Genomic DNA, 18607 nt, shown 5'->3' with positions numbered 1-18607 from the left:
ATGAGCTTCGTTCCTGTTCTGCACGCCGAGTGGATCAAGATCCGCACGCTGCGCTCCCTCGTCGGCGCCCTGGCCGCGGTGCTCGTCGCCACCGCCTCGTTCTCCGCGCTCACCGCCGCCACCGCCGACGACGGCACGGACCCGCTCTTCTCCATGTTCTTCGGCGTCAGCTTCGGGCAGATCGCGGCGATCGCCTTCGGTACGACGGCGCTCTCCGCGGAGTTCCGTGGCGGCGCGCTGCGGCAGACGCTGGCGGCCGTACCCGACCGCACGTGCTGGTTCGCCGCGAAGGCCGTGGCGATCGCGCTGCCCGCCCTCGCCGTCGGCCTGCTCACGGGACTGGTGACGCTGCTGGTCGGCAAGGCCGTCCTCGGCGCGTCCGGTCCGTCCTGGACCGAGGGCGTGCGCGGCGCCGTCGGCTGCGCCCTGCACCTCACGCTGATGGCGCTGTTCGCGACCGGACTCGCGGCCGTACTGCGCAGCGGTGTCGCGACCCTCTCCGTCCTGATCCCGTTCCTGCTGGTCGTCTCCTTCGTCATCGGCGACGTGTCCGCGGGGGTCGCCGACCTCCTGCCCGACCGGGCCGGCCAAGTGGCCATGCACAGCCACTGGGACGGCGTGCTCGGTCCCTGGAGCGGACTCGCGGTGACCGCGCTGTGGGCGGCGGCGGCCCTCCTCGCGGGAGCGTGGAGCATCCAGCGCCGTGACGCCTGACGGAGCGCCACTTGTCAGTGGTGCCCGCTTTACTGGATCACATGGACATCGCGGAGTGCTTGACCCTGGTGGATCTGCTGTGTGCCCGGGAGTTCCCCGGGGCACACGGCGGATCGGAGCACGGCGAGAGCGGGCCCGGCTATCACACGGCCGTCTTACGGACGAGTGCCGCGTTCTGGGAGGACGACGGCACCGGCCGGGAGGAGACGGCGGCACAGTACGAGGCGGACCGGGACGGCCTCGTGGAGCGGCTCACGGCGCGCTGGGGGCCGTCCCAGCACTTCAGCCTGCGCAGCGTCTTCGACCGGACGACGGCGGGCGAGGACATCGCGGAGCCCTGGGCCGGCCTGAGCGAGCATGTGCCGGACGTCCATCTCTGGAAGGCGCCCGCCTCCGGCAGATGGGTCGCCCTCGGCGTGTCCCACGGGTACAAGGAGCTTCCCTTTCAGCTCCTCGGCGTCGTGACCGAGACGGATCCTCCCTGATCCGCCACGCTCGCAGCCTCCCGCAACCGCGCGAACTCCTCGGCCATCGTCGCCGCGGTCCAGTGCGCGTTCAGCCCGCTGGGGTTGGGCAGCACCCACACCCGTGTGTCCCCGATGGTCCGCTCCTGCGGCCCCACTTGGGCCCTGCGCTCGCCGAAAGCGGCCCGGTACGCGGTCACCCCGACCACGGCCAGCCAGCCCGGCTTCCACCGCGCCACCTTGGCCGTCAGCAGCCGCCCGCCCTCGGCGTACTCCGCCGGGGTCAGCTCGTCGGCCCGCGCGGTCGCCCGCGCCACCACATTGGTGATGCCCAGCCCGTACGACAGCAGTTCGCTCTGCTCCGTCGGCTTCATGAGCCTCGGAGTGAAGCCGGACAGGTGCAGCACGGGCCAGAAGCGGTTGCCGGGGCGTGCGAAGTGGTGGCCCGTGGCGGCCGTCATCAGCCCCGGATTGATGCCGCAGAACAGCACCTGAAGGCCGTCCGCGACCACGTCCGGGACGAGACGGTCGCGGGCGGCCTCCAGTTCGGCCTGGGTGAAGCGGGTCAGAGGATCGCTCCGGGGGTGTAGCCGGCGGCCTTCGGGTGCTGCTTGACGATCTCCTCGATCCGGCCGACGACCACGCCGACCTGGTCGGCGGCCGCACCGGTGAAGGACAGCTTGTCGGCCATCAGTGCCGCCAGCTGCTCATGGTCCAGTGGGAGGCGCTCGTCGGCGGCGAGCTTGTCGAGCAGGTCGTTGCGCTCGGCGCCCTGCTCACGCATCGCGAGCGCGGTGGCGACGGCGTTCTCCTTGATCGCCTCGTGGGCGACCTCACGGCCGACCCCCGAGCGCACGGCGCCCATCAGCACCTTGGTGGTGGCGAGGAACGGCAGGTAGCGGTCCAGCTCGCGGGCGACCACCGCCGGGAACGCACCGAACTCGTCGAGGACGGTCAGGAAGGTCTCCAGCAGGCCGTCCAGGGCGAAGAACGCATCGGGAAGGGCCACCCGGCGCACCACCGAGCAGGAGACGTCGCCCTCGTTCCACTGGTCGCCCGCCAGCTCTGCGGTCATCGAGGCGTAGCCGCGCAGGATCACCATCAGGCCGTTGACGCGCTCGCAGGAGCGGGTGTTCATCTTGTGCGGCATCGCGGAGGAGCCGACCTGGCCCGGCTTGAAGCCCTCGGTGACCAGCTCGTGCCCGGCCATCAGCCGGATCGTCTTGGCCAGCGAGGACGGGGCCGCCGCCAGCTGCACCAGGGCGGTGACGACCTCGTAGTCCAGCGAGCGCGGGTAGACCTGTCCGACCGAGGTGAACGCCTGCGAGAAGCCCAGGTGGCGCGCGATCCGGTGCTCCAGCTCGGCGAGCTTGCCGGCGTCCCCGCCCAGCAGGTCCAGCATGTCCTGCGCGGTGCCGACCGGGCCCTTGATGCCCCGCAGCGGGTAGCGGCCCAGCAGCTCCTCGACCCGCCCGTACGCCACGAGCAGCTCGTCCGCGGCGGTCGCGAAGCGCTTGCCGAGGGTCGTGGCCTGGGCGGCCACGTTGTGCGAGCGGCCGGCCATGACCAGCTCGGCGTACTCGCCCGCCAGCTTGCCCAGCCGTGCCAGGACGGCCACCGTACGGTCGCGCATCAGCTCCAGCGACAGCCGGATCTGCAGCTGCTCGACGTTCTCGGTGAGGTCGCGGGAGGTCATGCCCTTGTGCACGTGCTCGTGCCCGGCGAGGTCGTTGAACTCCTCGATCCGCGCCTTCACGTCGTGCCGGGTGACCTTCTCGCGCTCGGCGATCGAGGCCAGGTCGACGGTGTCGAGGACGCGCTCGTAGTCGGCGATCGCCGCGTCCGGCACCTCGATGCCGAGGTCCTTCTGGGCCCGCAGCACGGCGAGCCAGAGCTGACGCTCCAGCTTCACCTTCTGCTCGGGCGACCAGAGCGTGGCGAGCTCGGCGGAGGCGTAGCGTCCGGCGAGGACGTTCGGAATACGGGGCTTGGCGGGCGCTGAAGTCACGTGTACGGATTCTACTGGCGATTCGTGCAGGCCAGCGCCATGGGGTTGTTCGGCGGATGCTACGAGAGCCGCGTCACGCCCTCAGCGCCGTCCACGTGCCCCACGGCGTTTACGTCCTCCACGTGCCCCACGTCCTTCACGTGCCCCACCTCGTCCGCGTCGTCCGCATCCTCCGCGGCATGCACGTCATCCGCACCGTCTACGTCCTCAGCCGGCCCCGCCAGCTCCGCGAGCACGTCCGCGTGGCACGGTTCGGGCGCGCACCAGCAGGCCAGAGTCCTTCCCCGCAGGTCCTGGACCAGGTCCAGCAGGGCCGGGCGCTCCAGCAGATACGCCCGGTACATCGCCATGACCTCGGCCCGGGTGCCGTCCCGCTTCTTCTTCGGGGTGTCGTAGGCGAACGGGTTGTACAGCGGGTGCCGGGGCAGGTCCCAGCCGCCCATCGTCCAGCGGCGGCCGACGTACACCACGTCCGCGGGGGCGTGTTCCAGCCGGGGTCCGAACTCGTGGATCCGGCCCCTGACACTGATCACCCGCGTGGTCATGGCAGCGACGCTACGCCTGTGCCTCGTACGGCAGCAGTTCCGGCCGCTTCGGCGGGCGGCCGTCGCCGGAGGAGCGGCCGGTCAGGCGCCGGCCTATCCAGGGCAGCAGGTACTGCTTGGCGAACCTGGCGTCCGCGACGCGCCGTGTCACCCAGCCCGGCGGCGCGGTGGCCGGCATCGGCGTGCGCCACTCGGTGTCCTCGGGCTCGTGGCCGAGCGTCTGCCACACCGCCTCCGCGACCCGGCGGTGCCCCTCCGCCGTCAGGTGCAGCCGGTCCACGCCCCACAGCCGGGGGTCCGCCAGCGACGGCGCCCCGTACAGGTCGACCACCAGGGCGCCGTGCTGCGCGGCCAGCTCGTCCACGCAGGAGAACAGCTCCTCCATCCGCGGCCGGAAGCGTTCCAGCACCGGGCCCTGCCGGCCGGGGCTGCGCATCAGCACCAGCTGCTTGCAGCTGGGTGCCAGCCGCTCGACCGCCTCGGTCAGCAGGCCCCGCACCCGTCCCATGTCGCAGTTGGGCCGCAGCGTGTCGTTGAGCCCGCCGACCAGCGTGATCACGTCGGGGTTCATCGCCGCCGCCACGTCCACCTGCTCGTCGACGATCTGCCCGATCAGCTTCCCGCGCACGGCGAGATTGGAGTACCGGAACCCGGGGGTGCGGGCGGCCATCCGCGCGGCGAGGAGGTCGGCCCAGCCGCGGTAGGAGCCGTCGGGCAGCAGATCCGACATGCCCTCGGTGAAGGAGTCGCCGAGAGTGACCAGGCTGGAGTAAGGGGGAGGTGCGGTGTTCGTCTGCATGGCGACAGCGATGGTATCCCGGCTCCATACCCGTCGGTCGGTCGCCCTCCGAACCCCCGCACGCGGCCGGGGCGGACGAGGCGGGTGCGGACGAGAAGGACGAGGTCGAGACCGTCATGTGCCACTCCTCACACGGGCTGCCCGAACAGCTCCCGCAGCACGTCCTCCATGGTCACGAGACCGGCCAGCCGCCCGTCGTCGCCGAGCACACCGGCGAGGTGCGTACGGCTGCCCCGCATCGCGGTGAGCACGTCGTCCAGCGGGGTGCTCTCCCGCACGCGCGCGATGGACCGCATGTCGCGCAGCCGGAACGGCACGTCCCGGGGCGAGGCGTCCAGCGCGTCCTTGACGTGCAGGTAGCCCACGATCCGGCGGCCCTCGTCGACCACCGGGAACCGGGAGAAGCCCGATTCCGCCGACAGCCGCTCCAGCTGCTCCGGTGTGACGCCCACGCGTGCGTACACCACTCTCTCCAGCGGTACGACCACGTCCCGCACCGGTCTGCGGCCCAGCTCCAGGGCGTCGTGCAGCCTCTCCTGCGCCCGGTCGTCGATCAGGCCGGCCTGGCTGGCGTCCTTGACGATCTCGGCCAGCTCGGTGTCCGTGAACGTCGCCGCGACCTCGTTCTTGGCCTCCACCCTGAGCAGCTTCAGCAGCCCGTTCGCGAAGGTGTTGATCGCGAAGATCACCGGACGCAGTGTCCGGGACAGCGCGACCAGGGGAGGGCCGAGCAGCAGCGCGCTGCGCACCGGCTCGGCGAGCGCGACGTTCTTGGGCACCATCTCGCCCAGCAGCATGTGCAGATAGGTGGCCAGGGACAACGCGATCACGAACGACACCGCGTGGCCCGCGCTCTTGGACACGCCGACCGCGTGGAACACCGGCTCCAGCAGATGCGCGATCGCCGGCTCGGCGACCACACCCAGGACCAGCGTGCACAGCGTGATGCCCAGCTGGGCGGCGGCCAGCAGCGCGGACACGTGCTCCAGGCCCCACAGCACGCTCTTCGCGCGCCGGTCGCCCGCCTGGGCGAGCGGCTCGATCTGCGAGCGGCGCACGGAGATCAGCGCGAACTCGGCGCCCACGAAGAAGGCGTTCACGACCAGCGTCGCCAGACCGATCAACAGCTGAACGGCGGTCATCGCGTCCTCTCCTTCCGCTCGTCGCTCTTCTCGTCGTTCAAAGGAGCGTGCAGCAGCACCCGTGCCGCCCGGTGCCCGGAGGCGTCCACCACGTCCAGGCGCCAGCCGGCGACCTCCACGCAGTCCCCGATCCCCGGTATGCGGCCCAGCTCGGTCGCGACGAGGCCGGCCAGCGTCTCGTACGGCCCCTCGGGCACGTGCAGGCCCACGCGCGCGAGCTGGTCGGTGCGCGCGGCGCCGTCCGCGGAGTACAGGGCCCGGCCCGTCTCGTCGGCACCGGCGGGGGCGAGATCCGGCGTCTCGTGCGGGTCGTGCTCGTCCCGCACCTCGCCGACGACCTCCTCGACGATGTCCTCCAGCGTCGCCACGCCCGCCGTACCGCCGTACTCGTCGATGACGACGGCCATGGTGCGCTTGCCGGAGAGCCGGTCCAGCAGCCTGTCGACGGTGAGGGACTCCGGCACCAGCAGCGGCTCGCGCATCACCTGGGCGACGGAACGCAGGGTCCGGTCCTCGGCCGGCAGCGCCAGGACGTCCTTGACGTGGGCGATACCGACGACCGAGTCGAGGCTGCCGCGGTAGACCGGGAACCGGGACAGGCCCGTGGCGCGGGTCGCGTTGGCCACGTCCTCGCAGGTCGCCTGGAGGTCGAGGGCGACGACCTGGACCCGGGGGGTCATCACGTTCTCCGCGCTCAGGTCGGCCAGCGTCAGGGTGCGCAGGAACAGCTCGGCGGTGTCCGCCTCCAGCGCGCCCGCCTTCGCGGAGTGCCGGGCGAGGGCGGCCAGCTCCTGCGGCCCGCGCGCGGAGGCCAGCTCCTCGGCGGGCTCCAGGCCGAACCGGCGCACCATGTGGTTGGCCGTGCTGTTGAGGTGCGTGATGAAGGGGCGGAAGGCGGCGCTGAACCAGCGCTGGGCATTGCCCACCCGCTTGGCCACGGCCAGCGGCGACGAGATCGCCCAGTTCTTCGGCACCAGCTCGCCGACGACCATGAGGAACACCGTGGACAGGGCCGTGCCCAGGACCAGCGCGACCGAACTCGCCGTGGTGGGCGACAGGCCCATCGCCCGGAACGGACCGGCGAGCAGCTTGGCGATCGACGGCTCGGCGAGCATGCCGACCACCAGGTTGGTGACGGTGATGCCGAGCTGGGCGCCGGAGAGCTGGAAGGTCAGGTTCCGTACGGCCTTCAGGGCGCCGGACGCACCGCGCTCGCCGCGTGCGGCGGCCCGCTCCAGCTCGCCGCGCTCGACGGTGGTCAGCGAGAACTCGGCCGCCACGAAGGCGCCGCAGGCGAGCGAGAGCAGGATCGCCACCAGAAGGAGCAGCACTTCGGTCATCGGGTCACCCCCGTCCCATGATCGGACAGGGTGGGGTGGAACGCGCGGTGTCGCGGACCGGGAGGATCGCCCATGGGCGGACGCTCACAACCTTTCATGGAGGACCGGGTGCTTCCTCAATGGTAAAGGATGAGCAAAGAGGCCTTGGGGTGCAGGCCACGAGATTCTCGGAGCGCGGCCCCGGAAGTCCCGGAACGCACTCCCGGCGTCCGCGGCCTCCAGCCCGCCGAGGTCCGCGGCGCAACGCGCCGAGGCCCTCGGGAGGACTCCGTCCCCGGGGCCCCGGCGATGCAGTCCGTGAGCCGCTCAGGATTCAGTCCGTGAGGCGCCCAGGATTCAGTCCGTGAGGGGCTTCACCCAGCGCCGCCAGTGCTCCTCCGGTGCGTAGCCGGCCGCCCGCCAGGCGTGCTGCGCGCTCTCGTTGCGGACCAGCACCATCGCGTCCCCGCGCCGCCCGCCGAGCCGTACGAACCGCGCCTCGGCTGCGGCCAGCAGCGCCGAGCCGATCCCCTGGCGCCGCCGGTCCGGATGCACCGCGAGCCGGTACAGGTGGCAGCGCCAGCCGTCGAAGCCCGCGATCACCGTGCCGACCAGCTCACCCTCCCGCTCGGCCAGGACCAGCGCCTCGGGATCACGCGCCACCAGGTGCTCCACTCCGGCGCGGTCGTCGCTGATGCTGGTGCCCTCGGCGGCCGTCTTCCAGAAGGCCAGGACGGCGTCCAGGTCGGCCGGCCGGGCGGAACGTATGCACAGTTCGGTCATGGGAGCACCCCATCACGCGCGCGTGCGGCCCACCGTGCATTCCGTCATGCGGACTCCTCCCGCAACCGGGCCAGCACCGGCGCGAACGCCTCCATGGACGGCTCCAGGACGGTCAGGTACGAGAACCCGAACCGCTCCCGCAGCCCCCGCACCCGCTGCACCAGGTCCTCCAGGGGACCGGCCAGCACGACGGGCAGGGCCAGCGCCCGGTCCGCGGTCAGCTGCGGCTGGCGTTCCAGCAACGGCTTGAGCACCGGCTCGGGGTCGTCGGTGACGGCCACCAGCTGGAGGAGGAGGTTCAGCTCGGCGGCCTGCGCCCGGCCCGTCGCCAGCTCCCGATAGCGGGCCACCCGCTCGTCCACCTCCTCGGCGCCGACGGGCTCCAGCTTCCCCGTCGTGCTGCCCTGCACCAGCCGTGCCCCGGTGAAGCCGACGACGTCCGCGTGCTCCGCGGCCAGACGCAGCAAGCGGTCGCCGCTGCCGCCGAGGAGCAGCGGTACCCGGTCCTGGGCGGGGCCGGTACTCGGCGGAACCGAGCAGCCGGTCCAGCTCCTCGACCGTGCGCCGCAGGTGGTCCACCCGCTCGCGCGGCGGGCCGAAGGGCAGCCCGGCCGCCTCGTGCTCGGCCTGGACGTACCCGGTCCCGAGGCCGAGTTCGAGACGGCCGCCGGTCAGCGCATCGGTGGTCGCGACCTCACGGGCGAGCAGTGCCGGATTCCAGAAGCCGGCGTTGAGCACGAACGTGCCGAGCCGCGGGCGCTCGGTCGCCTCGGCCGCGGCGACCAGTGCCGGGAACGGCGCGACCATGCCGAGATGGTCCGGGACCAGGATCACGTCGTAACCCAGCTCCTCGGCGCGGCGGCACTTGGCCCGCCAGTCGGCGGCGGGCGAGGGCGTGAGCAGGTTGACCCCGAAGCGGAAGGGGCGCGTCATGAACTCTCCTCTGCTGCACATGACTTGAGCCGTGGATTTTCGATTTCCTCATGCGCGTCCCGGCGCGGTCACTCGTGCGCGATCGCCGCCAGCACGTTCATCCGCGACGCCCGCAGCGCCGGCAGCAGGGCGGCCACGATGCCCACCACCGCCGCGCCGATCACCACCGCGACGATCGTGCCCCAGGGGACCGCCAGCGCGGTCATGCCCTGCAGGGCCAGCACCCGCTGTGTGCACACGCCCCAGACGAGCCCCAGTCCCAGTCCGAGCACGGCGCCGAACACCGCGATCACCACCGACTCCAGCCGGATCATCCGGCGCAGCTGCCGCCTGCTCAGCCCGATCGCGCGCAGCAGTCCGATCTCCCGGGTGCGCTCCACCACCGACAGGGCGAGCGTGTTGACCACGCCGAGTACGGCGATCACGATCGCGAGCCCGAGCAGCGCGTAGACGAGGTACAGCAGCACCGCGATCTGATCGTGCACGAGCTTCTTGTAGTCGGCCTGGTCGCGGACCTGGACCTGCGGATACGGCTTGAGGGTCCGCTCCAGGCGGGAGCGCAGCAGATCGGCGCCCGTGCCGGCGTCCCGCTTGACGTAGAGCGCGGCGTCCTGGCCGCCGGGTACGTACTTCTCGACCGTGCCGATGCCGAAGAACAGCCCGCCCTGCATGCCGAACCCGTCGCCGCCGCCCTGGTCGGTGAGGGCGCCCACCCGCATCTCGGCCCGCCGTCCGCCGGGGAACTCGACCGGCACCATGCTGCCCAGGCGTACGCCGTGGTCCCCGGCGAAGGCGGCGTCCATACCGAGCCCGCCGTCCGCGAGCGCCGCCGCGCTGCTCCCCGCCGCATAGGTCACGTGGGCGACCTCGTCGACCTGCGGGTCGTAGCCGGCGGCGGTCGTCTGTACGCGCCTGCCGTCGGGCAGCCGCACGGCCACGGGCGCGTACCGCTGCCGCACGACGAGCCGCACGCCCTCGGTGGCGCGCACCTTGTCCGTGATCTCCCGGGTGAACGGCAGGAAGTTGCCGTTCTGGATGACGAAATCGGCGCCCAGCGTCTTGTCGATCCGCTGGTCGAAGGACGCGGACATCGAGGCGCTCGCCACCGACATCCCGCCGACCAGCGCCAGGCCCACCATCAGCGCCGCCGCGGTGGCCCCGGTGCGGCGCGGATTGCGCAGGGCGTTGCGCTGGCTCATCCGGCCGACCGATCCGAACAGCGCGGGGAAGGCGCCGCCCAGGACGCGGATCACCGGCCGCACCAGCAGCGGACCGGCGATCACGGTCGCGATCAGCGTCAGGACCACGCCCAGGCCCAGCAGGGAGGCCGCCGACGCGGTCTTCGAGGCCGTCGCGCATCCGGCCAGCGCGGCCACACCGGCGGCCCCGACCACCGAACCGACGATCGCCCGCACCTTCAACGGCTTTCCCACACCGGCGACTTCGGCATCCGCGAGCGCCGCCATCGGCGAGACGGACGCGGCACGCCGCGCGGGCAGGTACGCGGCGACGAAGGTGACACCGACCCCGACGGCGTACGCCGCCACGGGCGTCGGCCCGCCGATGACCATCTCCGTGGTCTTCAGGTTCATCCCGAACGCGCTCATCAGCCGGATCAGCCCGAACGCCAGCCCGATCCCGGCCGCCAGACCCAGCGTCGAGCCGGCCACGCCGAGCAGGACCGCCTCCGTGAGCACCGACCGCCGCACCTGACGCCGGTCGGCGCCGAGCGCCCGCAGCAGGCCCAGTTCGCGGGTGCGCTGGGCGATCAGCATGGAGAAGGTGTTGACGATCAGGAAGATGCCCACGAGGACGGCGATGCCGGCGAACCCCAGCATCACGTACTTGATGACGTCCAGGAACCCGCCGAGTTCGGCCGCGGCCGACTTGGCCTGTTCGCCGGCGGTCTTCAGATCGTAGGTGCGGGTGCCGACCGCCTCGCCGACGCGGCGCTTGAGTTCGGCGTCGGTCACGCCCTTGGCCGCGTCCACCGAGATGCCGGTGGCCCGGCCGGCGGAGCCGAGCAGCTCACGGGCGGCCACCTCGGGGTCCAGGAAGACCAGGGCCGCACCCGGGTTGGTGGTGGTGAACGTGGCGATGCCGACGACCCGGACCCGGAACGTGCCCGGCTGCGCCTGCACCGTGAGCGTGTCGCCGATCCGTACGTGCTTCTTGCCCGCGGTGTCCGCGTCCAGCAGCGTCTCGCCCGCACCGCGCGGCGCATGACCGGAGGTCAGCCTCACCGGGCTGCGAGGGGTGACGTACCAGGAGGTGGCGATGGTCGGGGCGCCGGTGGTCGGGCCGACGGACCTGTTGCGGCGGTCGACCACCACCACGTTCTCCACCGACACGTCCGCGTGCGCCGCGGCGACTCCCGCGACCTTCGCCACCCGGTCCTTCAGGGCCGCGGGCACGGTCTGCACGGCGCCGGCGGTCCTGGCGGAGGACCGCAGGTCCTGCTTCGGCTCGACCGTCACATCGGCGGAGGTCGAGGCGAACAACCGGTCGAACGTACGGGTGACGGTGTCGGAGAAGATCAGGCTGCCCGCGACGAACGCCACGGACAGCACGACGGCCAGCGCGGACAGCGCCAGCCGGCCCTTGTGCGCGAGGAAACTCCGCAGGGTCGCCCTGAGCACGGGGTCAGTCCTCCTGGTCGGTTCTGTCGTCGCCGATCCGTCCGCGCACCACGTCGAACGCCTTCATGCGCTCCAGCACGGCCTCCGCCGTCGGCTGCTCCATCCGGTCCACGATCCGCCCGTCGCCGAGGAAGAGCACCAGGTCGGAGTGGGCGGCCGCGCCCGGGTCGTGGGTGACCATGACGACGGTCTGCCCGAGTTCGTCCACGGCCCTGCGCAGAAAGCCCAGCACCTCGAGCCCGGCCCGCGAGTCGAGATTGCCGGTCGGCTCGTCGGCGAAGATCAGCTCGGGCCGGGAGGCCAGCGCCCGGGCGCAGGCGACCCGCTGCTGCTGACCGCCCGAGAGCTGGGCCGGGCGGTGCGTCAGGCGGCCCCGCAGCCCGAGCGTGTCGATGACCTGGTCCAGCCACTTCTGATCGGGTTTCCGGCCCGCGATGTCCATGGGCAGGGTGATGTTCTCGGCCGCGTTGAGCGTCGGAATCAGGTTGAACGACTGGAACATGAACCCGATCCGGTCCCGCCGCAGCCGGGTCAGCTCCCGGTCCTTCAGGCCCGTGATCTCCGTGTCGCCGAGCCAGACCTGCCCGGCCGAGACGCTGTCCAGGCCCGCCAGACAGTGCATCAGGGTGGACTTCCCCGAGCCCGAGGGGCCCATCACGGCGGTGAAGCGACCGCGCGCGATCTCCACGTCCACCGAGTCCAGGGCGAGCACGGCCGTCTCGCCGAAGCCGTAGGCCTTGGTCAGCCCATGGGTGCGGGCCGCGATCGAGCCGTCGCGCGCCCGGCCCGTCGCGTGCTCGGCAGCAGGTGTGGACAAGACCGCCTCCCGGTCCTCGGCTCCCTCGTACCGGCCGAGCCTAGTGTGACCCGCCCCACAGCCGGAATCCCTCTGGCGCTCCCTGTGGCGAGCCGTGCGCCCTTGCCGTTGCTAGCGTTGCGGCGCTAGCGTCGAAACATGGCGAAGACCCAGCTGAACGTGCGCGTGGACGAGGGCACCGCCCGCGCGGCCCGCGAGCGCGCCCTGGCCCGCGGCATGAGCGTCAACCGGTACATAGAAGAGCTGGTCAGACAGGACACCGGAGAGGCAGGCCGCACCTTCGTGGACGCCGCCGCCGACTTCATGAAGCAGTACGAGTCCGTGTTCGCCGAGGAGTTCGGCGAAACGCGCGGCTCCGGCTCCGGCGAAGGCCGCAGCTGATCCCTTGAACGAGCTCAGTATCGATCTCGCCTGGCTGCTCATGCTCGCCGAACGGAAGACGCCGGGGGACCCGCAGGTCGTCGACTGGGGCGCGCTGGTCGCCGCTGTCGCGCGCCACCGGGCGGAGATATTCGACGTGCCCGTCTACGACACCCCGCACGCCCGTGCCGCCGCACTGCTCCAACTGCTCATCCATGTGCCGGCGCTGGAGCGCTCCAACGCCCTGTTCGCCTCGGCCGTCGCCTACGCCTATCTGGTCGCCAGCGGTCTGAAGGTCGTCACCTCGCCCGAACAGGTCCGCGACCTCGCCCGGCTGGTCAAGAGCGGCGAGGCGGGCGTGGACGACATCGCCCGGGAGCTGCGCCGCTGGAGCCTGTGACGCGCGGCGGCCCGGACCGCCGGTTCACCGTGCGACCGGCTCGCCGGGCCGCCGGGCCGTCCCCAGCACACAGTACGAGGTGGGCAGTTTTGGTCCCTTCTCCGGCAGCAGTACCCGCCGGTACGGGCCGAGTTCGAACCCTGCCTCGCGCAGCGCGGCGACCGGGTCCCGGGAGAGGCGGCAGCCGCCGTGCAGCGCGGGCCAGACCGACCGGTCCAGGGCACGCTGGGTCAGTCTCATCGCCCGGCCGCCGCCCCGGCCGTGCTCGAAGAACCGCACCTCGGCGCCCGGCTTCAGCACCCGCCGTGCCTCGCCCAGCGCCCGTGACACATCGCGCACGCTGCACAGCACCAGCGACAGCACGACCGCGTCGAAGCCCTCGCTCTTCACCGGCAGCGCCTCCGCCGTCCCCGGCGCCACGTCGACGGGGACCTGTGCGCGCAGGGCCGACTGCAGGGCCAACTTGCGGAGCAGCGGCTCCGGTTCGATCGCGACGACCTCCGCGACCGTCTCCGGATAGTGCCCGAAGTTCAGCCCGTTGCCGGCGCCGATCTCGAGCACCCGCCCCGACAGCCCGGCGAGCAGCCGCTCGCGCAGCCCGGCCGTCCCGAACCGGGTCTCGGCGGCCACACTGAGCCGGGCGTAGTAACGGGCGAAGAGCGGATGGTGGACGGGGCACTGCGCCACCGTGCCGGAACCGGTCGACAACAACCGCATGGCAACCTCCCGGAAGGGTCGGGCCTACGGTGATTGTCCCCCGGTAAGCCCCGTCGCACCCCCGGCGAAACGCCGGAGTCGTTTTGTGCCGGAGTCGTCCCGCACCGGAGTCGTCCCGCACTGGAGTCGTCCCGCACTGGAGTCGTCCCGCAGCGGAGTTGTCTCGTGCCGGAGTCGTCCCGCACTGGAGTCGTCCCGCACTGGAGTCGTCCCGCACCGGAGTCGTCTCGCACCGGAGTCGTCCCGCACTGGAGTCGTCCCGCACTGGAGTCGTCCCGCACTGGAGTCGTCCCGCACCGGAGTCGTCTCGCACCGGAGTCGTCCCGCACCGGAGTCGTCCCGCACTGCACACGTCTCGCGCCGGAGCCGTCGTGCGCCGGACAGCCCCGGAACGTGGCTGGGGCTTGTCCGGCGCCCGGTTCTCAGGAAGCCTCCCGGATGCGGAACGCCTCCGCGTCCCACGTCCCGTCCAGGCGCGGCGCAAGCCAGCTGGGCGCCGCCGCGCGGAAGTCCTCGGGCGGCAGCGCTCCGGCCCCGGCGGGCAGCGCGCCGAGCAGCGGGGCGCCGGCCACCTCCGGCAGGTCGGCGACGTTGCAGCGGGAGGCGAGGTCCGGAATCCCGGGCCAGCTGCCGATCACCACACCGGCCAGCTCCAGCCCGCGCGAGCACAGTTCATGTGCCGTCAGCTCCGTGGTGTTGAGCGTGCCCAGGCCGGCCGTGGCGACGACCAGCACCGGCGCGTTCAGCAGCTGTGCCGCGTCCGCCAGCGTCCCGTCCGCCGCGTCGAACCGGACGAGCAGGCCGCCCGCCCCCTCGACCAGCACCAGATCGTGCTCGGTGGCCAGCTTGGCCGCGGCCTCGGCCACCTCGTGCGGATGCACCGGAGCCATGCCCGCGCGCCGGGCCGCCGTGCCCGGCGCCAACGGTTCGGGGTAGCGGGCCAGTTCGGCGGTCGTCAGCGGGCCCGCCAGCCGCGCGACCTCGTCGGCGTCGCCGCGCTCGTCCGGCCCGACCCCCGTCTGCGCGGCCTTCAGCACGGCCACCGAGCGTCCGGCGGCGCGCGCGGCGGCGGCGACGGCGGCGGTGGTGACGGTCTTGCCGACCTCCGTGCCCGTCCCCGTGATCACCAGTACTGGCATGTCATCCCTCCCGCGCCGCGGCGCACACCGCGCGCGCGATCCGTGTCACGTCCTCGTCGCCGGTCACGTACGGCGGCATCGTGTAGACCAGGTCGCGGAACGGGCGCAGCCACACGCCCTCCCGCACGGCGGCCCGGGTGGCCGCCGCCATGTCCACCTCGTGGTCGAGCTGGACGACCCCGATGGCGCCCAGGACACGGACGTCCTTCACACCCGGCAGTTCCGCGGCCGGAGCGAGCCCCTCGCGCAGGCCCGTCCCGATGCGCTCGACCTCCGCGCGCCAGTCCTGTCCGAGCAGCAGCTCGATCGAGGCGCAGGCGACGGACGCCGCCAGCGGATTGCCCATGAACGTCGGTCCGTGGGCGAGCACCGGCACCTCGCCCCGCGAAATGCCGTCCGCCACCCGCGCGGTGCACAGCGTCGCCGCCATCGTCAGATAGCCGCCGGTCAACGCCTTGCCCACGCACATCACGTCCGGCGTCACGGCCGCGTGCTCCGCCGCGAACAGCGTGCCGGTGCGCCCGAAGCCGGTGGCGATCTCGTCGAACACCAGCAGCACGTCGTGCGCGTCGCACGCCTCGCGCAGCACCCGCAGATACTCGGGGGAGTGGAACCGCATCCCGCCGGCGCCCTGCACCACCGGCTCGACGATCACCGCGGCCAGTTCTCCGGCGTGGCGTGCGATCAGCTCGCGCAGATGGCCGGCGTACGACTCCTCGTACTCCGCCGGCGGTGCCTCGGCGAACAGCTGGCGCGGAAGCACGCCGGTCCACAACTCGTGCATCCCGCCCTCGGGATCGCACACCGACATCGGCTGCCAGGTGTCGCCGTGGTAGCCGCCGCGCCAGGTCAGCAGCCGCTGCTTGGCGGGCCGGCCGAGCGAGCGCCAGTACTGCAGGCACATCTTCACCGCGACCTCGACGGACACCGACCCGGAGTCGGCCAGGAACACATGCTCCAGACCGTCCGGCGACAGGTCGACGAGGAGCTTCGCGAGCCGTACGGCGGGCTCGTGCGTGAGCCCGCCGAACATCACATGGCTCATCCGCCCCAGCTGTGCCCGTACCGCCTCGTTCAGCACCGGGTGGTTGTAGCCGTGGATCGCCGACCACCACGACGACATGCCGTCGACGAGTTCGCCGGAGCCGTCGGCAAGGCGCAGCCGGACCCCGTTCGCCGACTCCACGACGAGCGGTTCGGCCCGCCCGGGCATCGGACCGTAGGGATGCCACACATGCCGCCGGTCCAGTTCCAGCAGCTCGGACACGCTCGGGACGGACGGCTCAGGCATTGGGCGCGAGGTCCGTTCCGGCCCCCCGGCGGCGGACCGCTACGAGGTCCGTGCGCGGCTCGTTCGCGGCAGGCGCCGCGGCCGAACCGCACACGTCCGCTCCCTCGTGCGAGCCGCAGACGGAGCCGCACCCGGAGCCCTCGTGCGATCCGCACCCGGCACTCTCGTGCGATCCGCACCCGCCCGCGGCGGCGGTGGCCCGGTGCTCCGGCAGCGTCACCTGGCCGGTGCCCTCCACCTCGAACCCGGCGTCCGCGATCATCTCCAGGTCGGCCTTGCCGGCCTGGCCCTCGCTGGTCAGGTAGTCGCCGAGGAAGATCGAGTTGGCCAGGTTCAGGGCGAGGGGCTGCATCGTGCGCAGATGGACCTCGCGGCCGCCGGCGATGCGCACCTCCACGTCCGGGCAGACGAAGCGGACCATCGCGAGGATGCGCAGGCAGCGCTGCGGGGTGAGGTTCCACTCGGTGGAGAGCGGGGTGCCCTCCATCGGGATCAGGAAGTTCACCGGAACGGAGTCGGGGTCCAGCTCGCGCAGCGAGAAGACGACGTCCACGAGGTCCTCGTCGCTCTCGCCCATGCCCGCGATCAGACCCGAGCAGGCGGACAGTCCGGCCGCGTGCGCCTTGTGCACCGTGTCCACCCGGTCGGCGTACGTGTGGGTCGTGGTGATGTCCCCGTACGTGGCCTCGGACGTGTTCAGGTTGTGGTTGTAGGCGTCCGCGCCCGCGTCGCGCAGCCGCTCGGCCTGGCCGTCGGAGAGCAGACCGAGGCAGGCGCACACCTCGACGCCCTCGTTCTGGTCCTTGATGGCCTTGATGGTCTCGGAGACCCGGTCCACGTCCCGGTCCGTCGGGCCGCGCCCGCTGGCCACCAGACAGACCCGCTTGGCCCCTCCGGCCAGGCCCGCCGCGGCCGCCTCGGACGCTTCGTCGGGCTTGATCCAGGTGTACTTGAGGATCTCGGCCTTGGAGCCGAGCCGCTGGGAGCAGTACGAGCAGTCCTCCGGACACAGGCCGGACTTGAGGTTGACCAGATAGTTGAGTTTCACGCGCCGGCCGAACCAGTGCCGGCGCACCTTGCCGGCCGCAGCCACCACATCGAGCAGGTCGTCGTCGGAGGTGGCCAGCACGGCGAGTGCTTCCTCACGGGTCGGCAGCTCGCGCCGCAGCCCCTTGTCCACCAGCGTGTTCAGCAGGTCCATGAGGCCCGATCCTGTCGTACGGGACCGCCTGGGGCCAAGGAGAGTTTGCACAACGGAGACGGATCACCGTGTGGGTATTGCCACACCCTGGGCAGCTGATCGTGCCGCTAGGGTCTGTCCGCTACCTACAAAAGCCCCGGAGGACCCATGGCGTTCGGCTGGATCGACGAGCAGGCCGAGGCGCGGCGCCGCGCCGGACTCGTACGGACCCTGCGCCCGCGCCCCGCCGACTCGCCGCTGCTGGACCTGGCGAGCAACGACTACCTGGGCCTGGCGCACCACCCCGGGACCGCCGAGGGTGCCGCCGCGGCCGCCCGTGTGTGGGGCGGAGGTTCCACCGGCTCCCGGCTGGTCACCGGGACCACCGAGCTGCACACCGAGCTGGAGCGGGAACTGGCGGACTTCTGCGGCGTCGAGGCGGCCCTGGTCTTCTCGTCCGGTTATGCCGCGAATCTGGCCGCGGTCACCGCGCTGGGCCCGCACGGCTCCCTGATCGTCTCCGACGCGGGCAACCACGCCTCGCTCATCGACGGCTGCCGGCTCGCCCGGGGCACCAAGCAGGTGGTCGGGCATGCCGATCCGGAGGCGGTCGAAAAGGCGCTCGGCATGCACACCGGAGCCGCGATCGTCGTCTCCGATTCGGTCTTCTCCGTCGACGGGGACGCGGCACCGCTGGCCGCGCTGGCCGAGGCGTGCCGGGAACACGGCGCGGGGCTGGTCCTGGACGACGCCCACGGGCTCGGCGTACTGGGCGACGGCGGCCGGGGCGCCCCGTACGCGGCCGGTCTCGCGGGCGCCGACGACGTGGTCGTCACGGCCACGCTCTCCAAGTCGCTGGGCAGCCAGGGCGGAGTGGTGCTCGGCCCGGCGCGGGTGATCGACCACCTGGTCAACGCGGCCCGCACGTTCATCTTCGACACGGGCCTGGCGCCCGCGGCCGCCGGCGCGGCCCTGGCGGCGCTGCGGCTGCTGCGCCGCGAGCCGGCGCGGGCCGCGCGGGCCCGTGCGGTCGCCGCCGAGCTGCACGCACGCCTGACCGCCGCGGGTCTGGAAGCGGTACGTCCGGACGCCGCGGTGGTCTCCGTGCGGGCCCCGTCCCCGGAGCAGGCCGTGCGCTGGGCGGCGGACTGCCGTACCGCGGGCCTGGCCGTGGGCTGCTTCCGTCCTCCTTCCGTGCCCGACGGCATCTCACGGCTGAGGCTGACCGCCCGAGCGGACCTGTCCGGGGCCGAGATCGAACGCGCTGTACGGGTGATCGGCGAGACGCGACCATGAGTCGGCGTGACACGGCCGTGAATCGCACGAAAGTGATCGGATCTGATCAGTAGGGGTCGGT

General features: G+C 72.3%; 18 protein-coding genes and 2 pseudogenes. 5 read left to right on the top strand and 15 right to left on the bottom strand.

Features of this window, described 5'->3' with window-relative positions; translation table 11 throughout:
• Positions 1 to 714, top strand: a complete 714-nt coding sequence (locus tag ACZ7P3_RS12280) for an ABC transporter permease (protein ID WP_472080823.1) — start codon at positions 1 to 3, stop codon at positions 712 to 714.
• Positions 715 to 755: 41 nt separating this feature from the next.
• A complete protein-coding gene (locus ACZ7P3_RS12275) occupies positions 756 to 1199 on the top strand; it encodes a hypothetical protein (RefSeq protein WP_472080822.1) in 444 nt (147 codons plus the stop codon).
• On the opposite strand, the gene mug is transcribed toward ACZ7P3_RS12275, so the two are convergent.
• The 11 genes and pseudogenes from mug to ACZ7P3_RS12220 form a co-directional block, all read right to left on the bottom strand.
• On the bottom strand, positions 1160 to 1747 hold the full coding sequence (gene mug, locus ACZ7P3_RS12270) for a G/U mismatch-specific DNA glycosylase (protein ID WP_472081059.1): 588 nt from the start codon (positions 1745 to 1747) through the stop codon (positions 1160 to 1162). The genes ACZ7P3_RS12275 and mug overlap by 40 nt on opposite strands.
• A complete protein-coding gene (gene purB / locus ACZ7P3_RS12265) occupies positions 1744 to 3186 on the bottom strand; it encodes an adenylosuccinate lyase (protein WP_472080821.1) in 1443 nt (480 codons plus the stop codon). Before purB ends, mug begins: the two co-directional genes overlap by 4 nt.
• 218 nt (positions 3187 to 3404) lie before the next feature.
• Positions 3405 to 3731 (bottom strand): annotated as a pseudogene (locus tag ACZ7P3_RS12260) (DUF4326 domain-containing protein); the annotation flags it as partial.
• Positions 3732 to 3741: 10 nt separating this feature from the next.
• Positions 3742 to 4530: an SGNH/GDSL hydrolase family protein gene (locus ACZ7P3_RS12255; RefSeq protein ID WP_472080820.1), complete on the bottom strand. Its 789-nt coding sequence runs from the start codon at positions 4528 to 4530 to the stop codon at positions 3742 to 3744.
• Between the two features lie 128 nt (positions 4531 to 4658).
• Positions 4659 to 5672, bottom strand: coding sequence for a hemolysin family protein (locus ACZ7P3_RS12250; RefSeq protein ID WP_472080819.1), 1014 nt, complete (start codon positions 5670 to 5672; stop codon positions 4659 to 4661).
• Positions 5669 to 7012, bottom strand: a complete 1344-nt coding sequence (locus tag ACZ7P3_RS12245) for a hemolysin family protein (RefSeq protein WP_472080818.1) — start codon at positions 7010 to 7012, stop codon at positions 5669 to 5671. The genes ACZ7P3_RS12250 and ACZ7P3_RS12245 overlap by 4 nt, the downstream gene beginning before the upstream one ends.
• A gap of 336 nt (positions 7013 to 7348) precedes the next feature.
• Positions 7349 to 7774 (bottom strand): GNAT family N-acetyltransferase, encoded by a 426-nt coding sequence (locus tag ACZ7P3_RS12240; protein WP_472080817.1) that lies wholly within the window; start codon positions 7772 to 7774, stop codon positions 7349 to 7351.
• A 44-nt stretch (positions 7775 to 7818) separates the two neighbouring features.
• Positions 7819 to 8241 carry an LLM class oxidoreductase gene (locus tag ACZ7P3_RS12235; RefSeq protein WP_472081064.1) on the bottom strand — a complete coding sequence of 141 codons (423 nt, stop codon included), beginning with the start codon at positions 8239 to 8241 and terminating at the stop codon, positions 7819 to 7821.
• A 31-nt stretch (positions 8242 to 8272) separates the two neighbouring features.
• Positions 8273 to 8707: pseudogene (locus tag ACZ7P3_RS12230) on the bottom strand (LLM class flavin-dependent oxidoreductase); the annotation flags it as partial.
• A 68-nt stretch (positions 8708 to 8775) separates the two neighbouring features.
• Complete coding sequence (locus ACZ7P3_RS12225) at positions 8776 to 11346, bottom strand: ABC transporter permease (protein ID WP_472080816.1); 2571 nt, start codon at positions 11344 to 11346, stop codon at positions 8776 to 8778.
• Positions 11347 to 11350: 4 nt separating this feature from the next.
• Positions 11351 to 12163, bottom strand: coding sequence for an ABC transporter ATP-binding protein (locus ACZ7P3_RS12220; protein WP_472080815.1), 813 nt, complete (start codon positions 12161 to 12163; stop codon positions 11351 to 11353).
• 138 nt (positions 12164 to 12301) lie between these two features.
• Here ACZ7P3_RS12220 and ACZ7P3_RS12215 point away from each other — a divergent pair, with 138 nt between their 5' ends.
• A complete protein-coding gene (locus ACZ7P3_RS12215; RefSeq protein ID WP_472080814.1) occupies positions 12302 to 12544 on the top strand; it encodes a toxin-antitoxin system HicB family antitoxin in 243 nt (80 codons plus the stop codon).
• Between the two features lie 4 nt (positions 12545 to 12548).
• Positions 12549 to 12923, top strand: a complete 375-nt coding sequence (locus tag ACZ7P3_RS12210) for a fic family toxin-antitoxin system, toxin component (RefSeq protein WP_472080813.1) — start codon at positions 12549 to 12551, stop codon at positions 12921 to 12923.
• 24 nt (positions 12924 to 12947) lie between these two features.
• Here the strand turns inward: ACZ7P3_RS12210 and ACZ7P3_RS12205 are convergent, their stop codons facing one another.
• From ACZ7P3_RS12205 to bioB, 4 genes are all read right to left on the bottom strand, one after another.
• Complete coding sequence (locus ACZ7P3_RS12205) at positions 12948 to 13640, bottom strand: class I SAM-dependent methyltransferase (RefSeq protein WP_472080812.1); 693 nt, start codon at positions 13638 to 13640, stop codon at positions 12948 to 12950.
• A 422-nt stretch (positions 13641 to 14062) separates the two neighbouring features.
• Positions 14063 to 14779 (bottom strand): dethiobiotin synthase, encoded by a 717-nt coding sequence (bioD, locus tag ACZ7P3_RS12200; protein ID WP_472080811.1) that lies wholly within the window; start codon positions 14777 to 14779, stop codon positions 14063 to 14065.
• 1 nt (position 14780) lies between these two features.
• Positions 14781 to 16070, bottom strand: coding sequence for an adenosylmethionine--8-amino-7-oxononanoate transaminase (locus ACZ7P3_RS12195; protein ID WP_472080810.1), 1290 nt, complete (start codon positions 16068 to 16070; stop codon positions 14781 to 14783).
• Positions 16063 to 17271 carry a biotin synthase BioB gene (gene bioB, locus ACZ7P3_RS12190; protein WP_472080809.1) on the bottom strand — a complete coding sequence of 403 codons (1209 nt, stop codon included), beginning with the start codon at positions 17269 to 17271 and terminating at the stop codon, positions 16063 to 16065. Before bioB ends, ACZ7P3_RS12195 begins: the two co-directional genes overlap by 8 nt.
• A 147-nt stretch (positions 17272 to 17418) precedes the next feature.
• On the opposite strand from bioB, the gene ACZ7P3_RS12185 reads away from it, so the two are divergent.
• Positions 17419 to 18546, top strand: coding sequence for an 8-amino-7-oxononanoate synthase (locus ACZ7P3_RS12185; protein ID WP_472080808.1), 1128 nt, complete (start codon positions 17419 to 17421; stop codon positions 18544 to 18546).
• Positions 18547 to 18607 lie beyond the last annotated feature (61 nt).

The organism is Streptomyces sp. NPDC107581 (assembly GCF_055657175.1).
Note: the sequence above shows the minus strand (reverse complement) of the source record. Positions and strands in the feature narration are given on the sequence as shown.

Bases quoted from the DNA above. Each gene is read 5' to 3' on its own strand.
- ACZ7P3_RS12255 (WP_472080820.1), bottom strand. From the start codon at position 4,530: ATGCAGACGAACACCGCACCTCCCCCTTACTCCAGCCTGGTCACTCTC.
- ACZ7P3_RS12275 (WP_472080822.1), top strand. From the start codon at position 756: ATGGACATCGCGGAGTGCTTGACCCTGGTGGATCTGCTGTGTGCCCGG.
- ACZ7P3_RS12185 (WP_472080808.1), top strand. From the start codon at position 17,419: ATGGCGTTCGGCTGGATCGACGAGCAGGCCGAGGCGCGGCGCCGCGCC.
- ACZ7P3_RS12245 (WP_472080818.1), bottom strand. From the start codon at position 7,012: ATGACCGAAGTGCTGCTCCTTCTGGTGGCGATCCTGCTCTCGCTCGCC.
- ACZ7P3_RS12205 (WP_472080812.1), bottom strand. From the start codon at position 13,640: ATGCGGTTGTTGTCGACCGGTTCCGGCACGGTGGCGCAGTGCCCCGTC.
- ACZ7P3_RS12195 (WP_472080810.1), bottom strand. From the start codon at position 16,070: ATGCCTGAGCCGTCCGTCCCGAGCGTGTCCGAGCTGCTGGAACTGGAC.
- bioD (WP_472080811.1), bottom strand. From the start codon at position 14,779: ATGCCAGTACTGGTGATCACGGGGACGGGCACGGAGGTCGGCAAGACC.
- ACZ7P3_RS12250 (WP_472080819.1), bottom strand. From the start codon at position 5,672: ATGACCGCCGTTCAGCTGTTGATCGGTCTGGCGACGCTGGTCGTGAAC.
- bioB (WP_472080809.1), bottom strand. From the start codon at position 17,271: ATGGACCTGCTGAACACGCTGGTGGACAAGGGGCTGCGGCGCGAGCTG.
- ACZ7P3_RS12280 (WP_472080823.1), top strand. From the start codon at position 1: ATGAGCTTCGTTCCTGTTCTGCACGCCGAGTGGATCAAGATCCGCACG.
- ACZ7P3_RS12240 (WP_472080817.1), bottom strand. From the start codon at position 7,774: ATGACCGAACTGTGCATACGTTCCGCCCGGCCGGCCGACCTGGACGCC.
- ACZ7P3_RS12215 (WP_472080814.1), top strand. From the start codon at position 12,302: ATGGCGAAGACCCAGCTGAACGTGCGCGTGGACGAGGGCACCGCCCGC.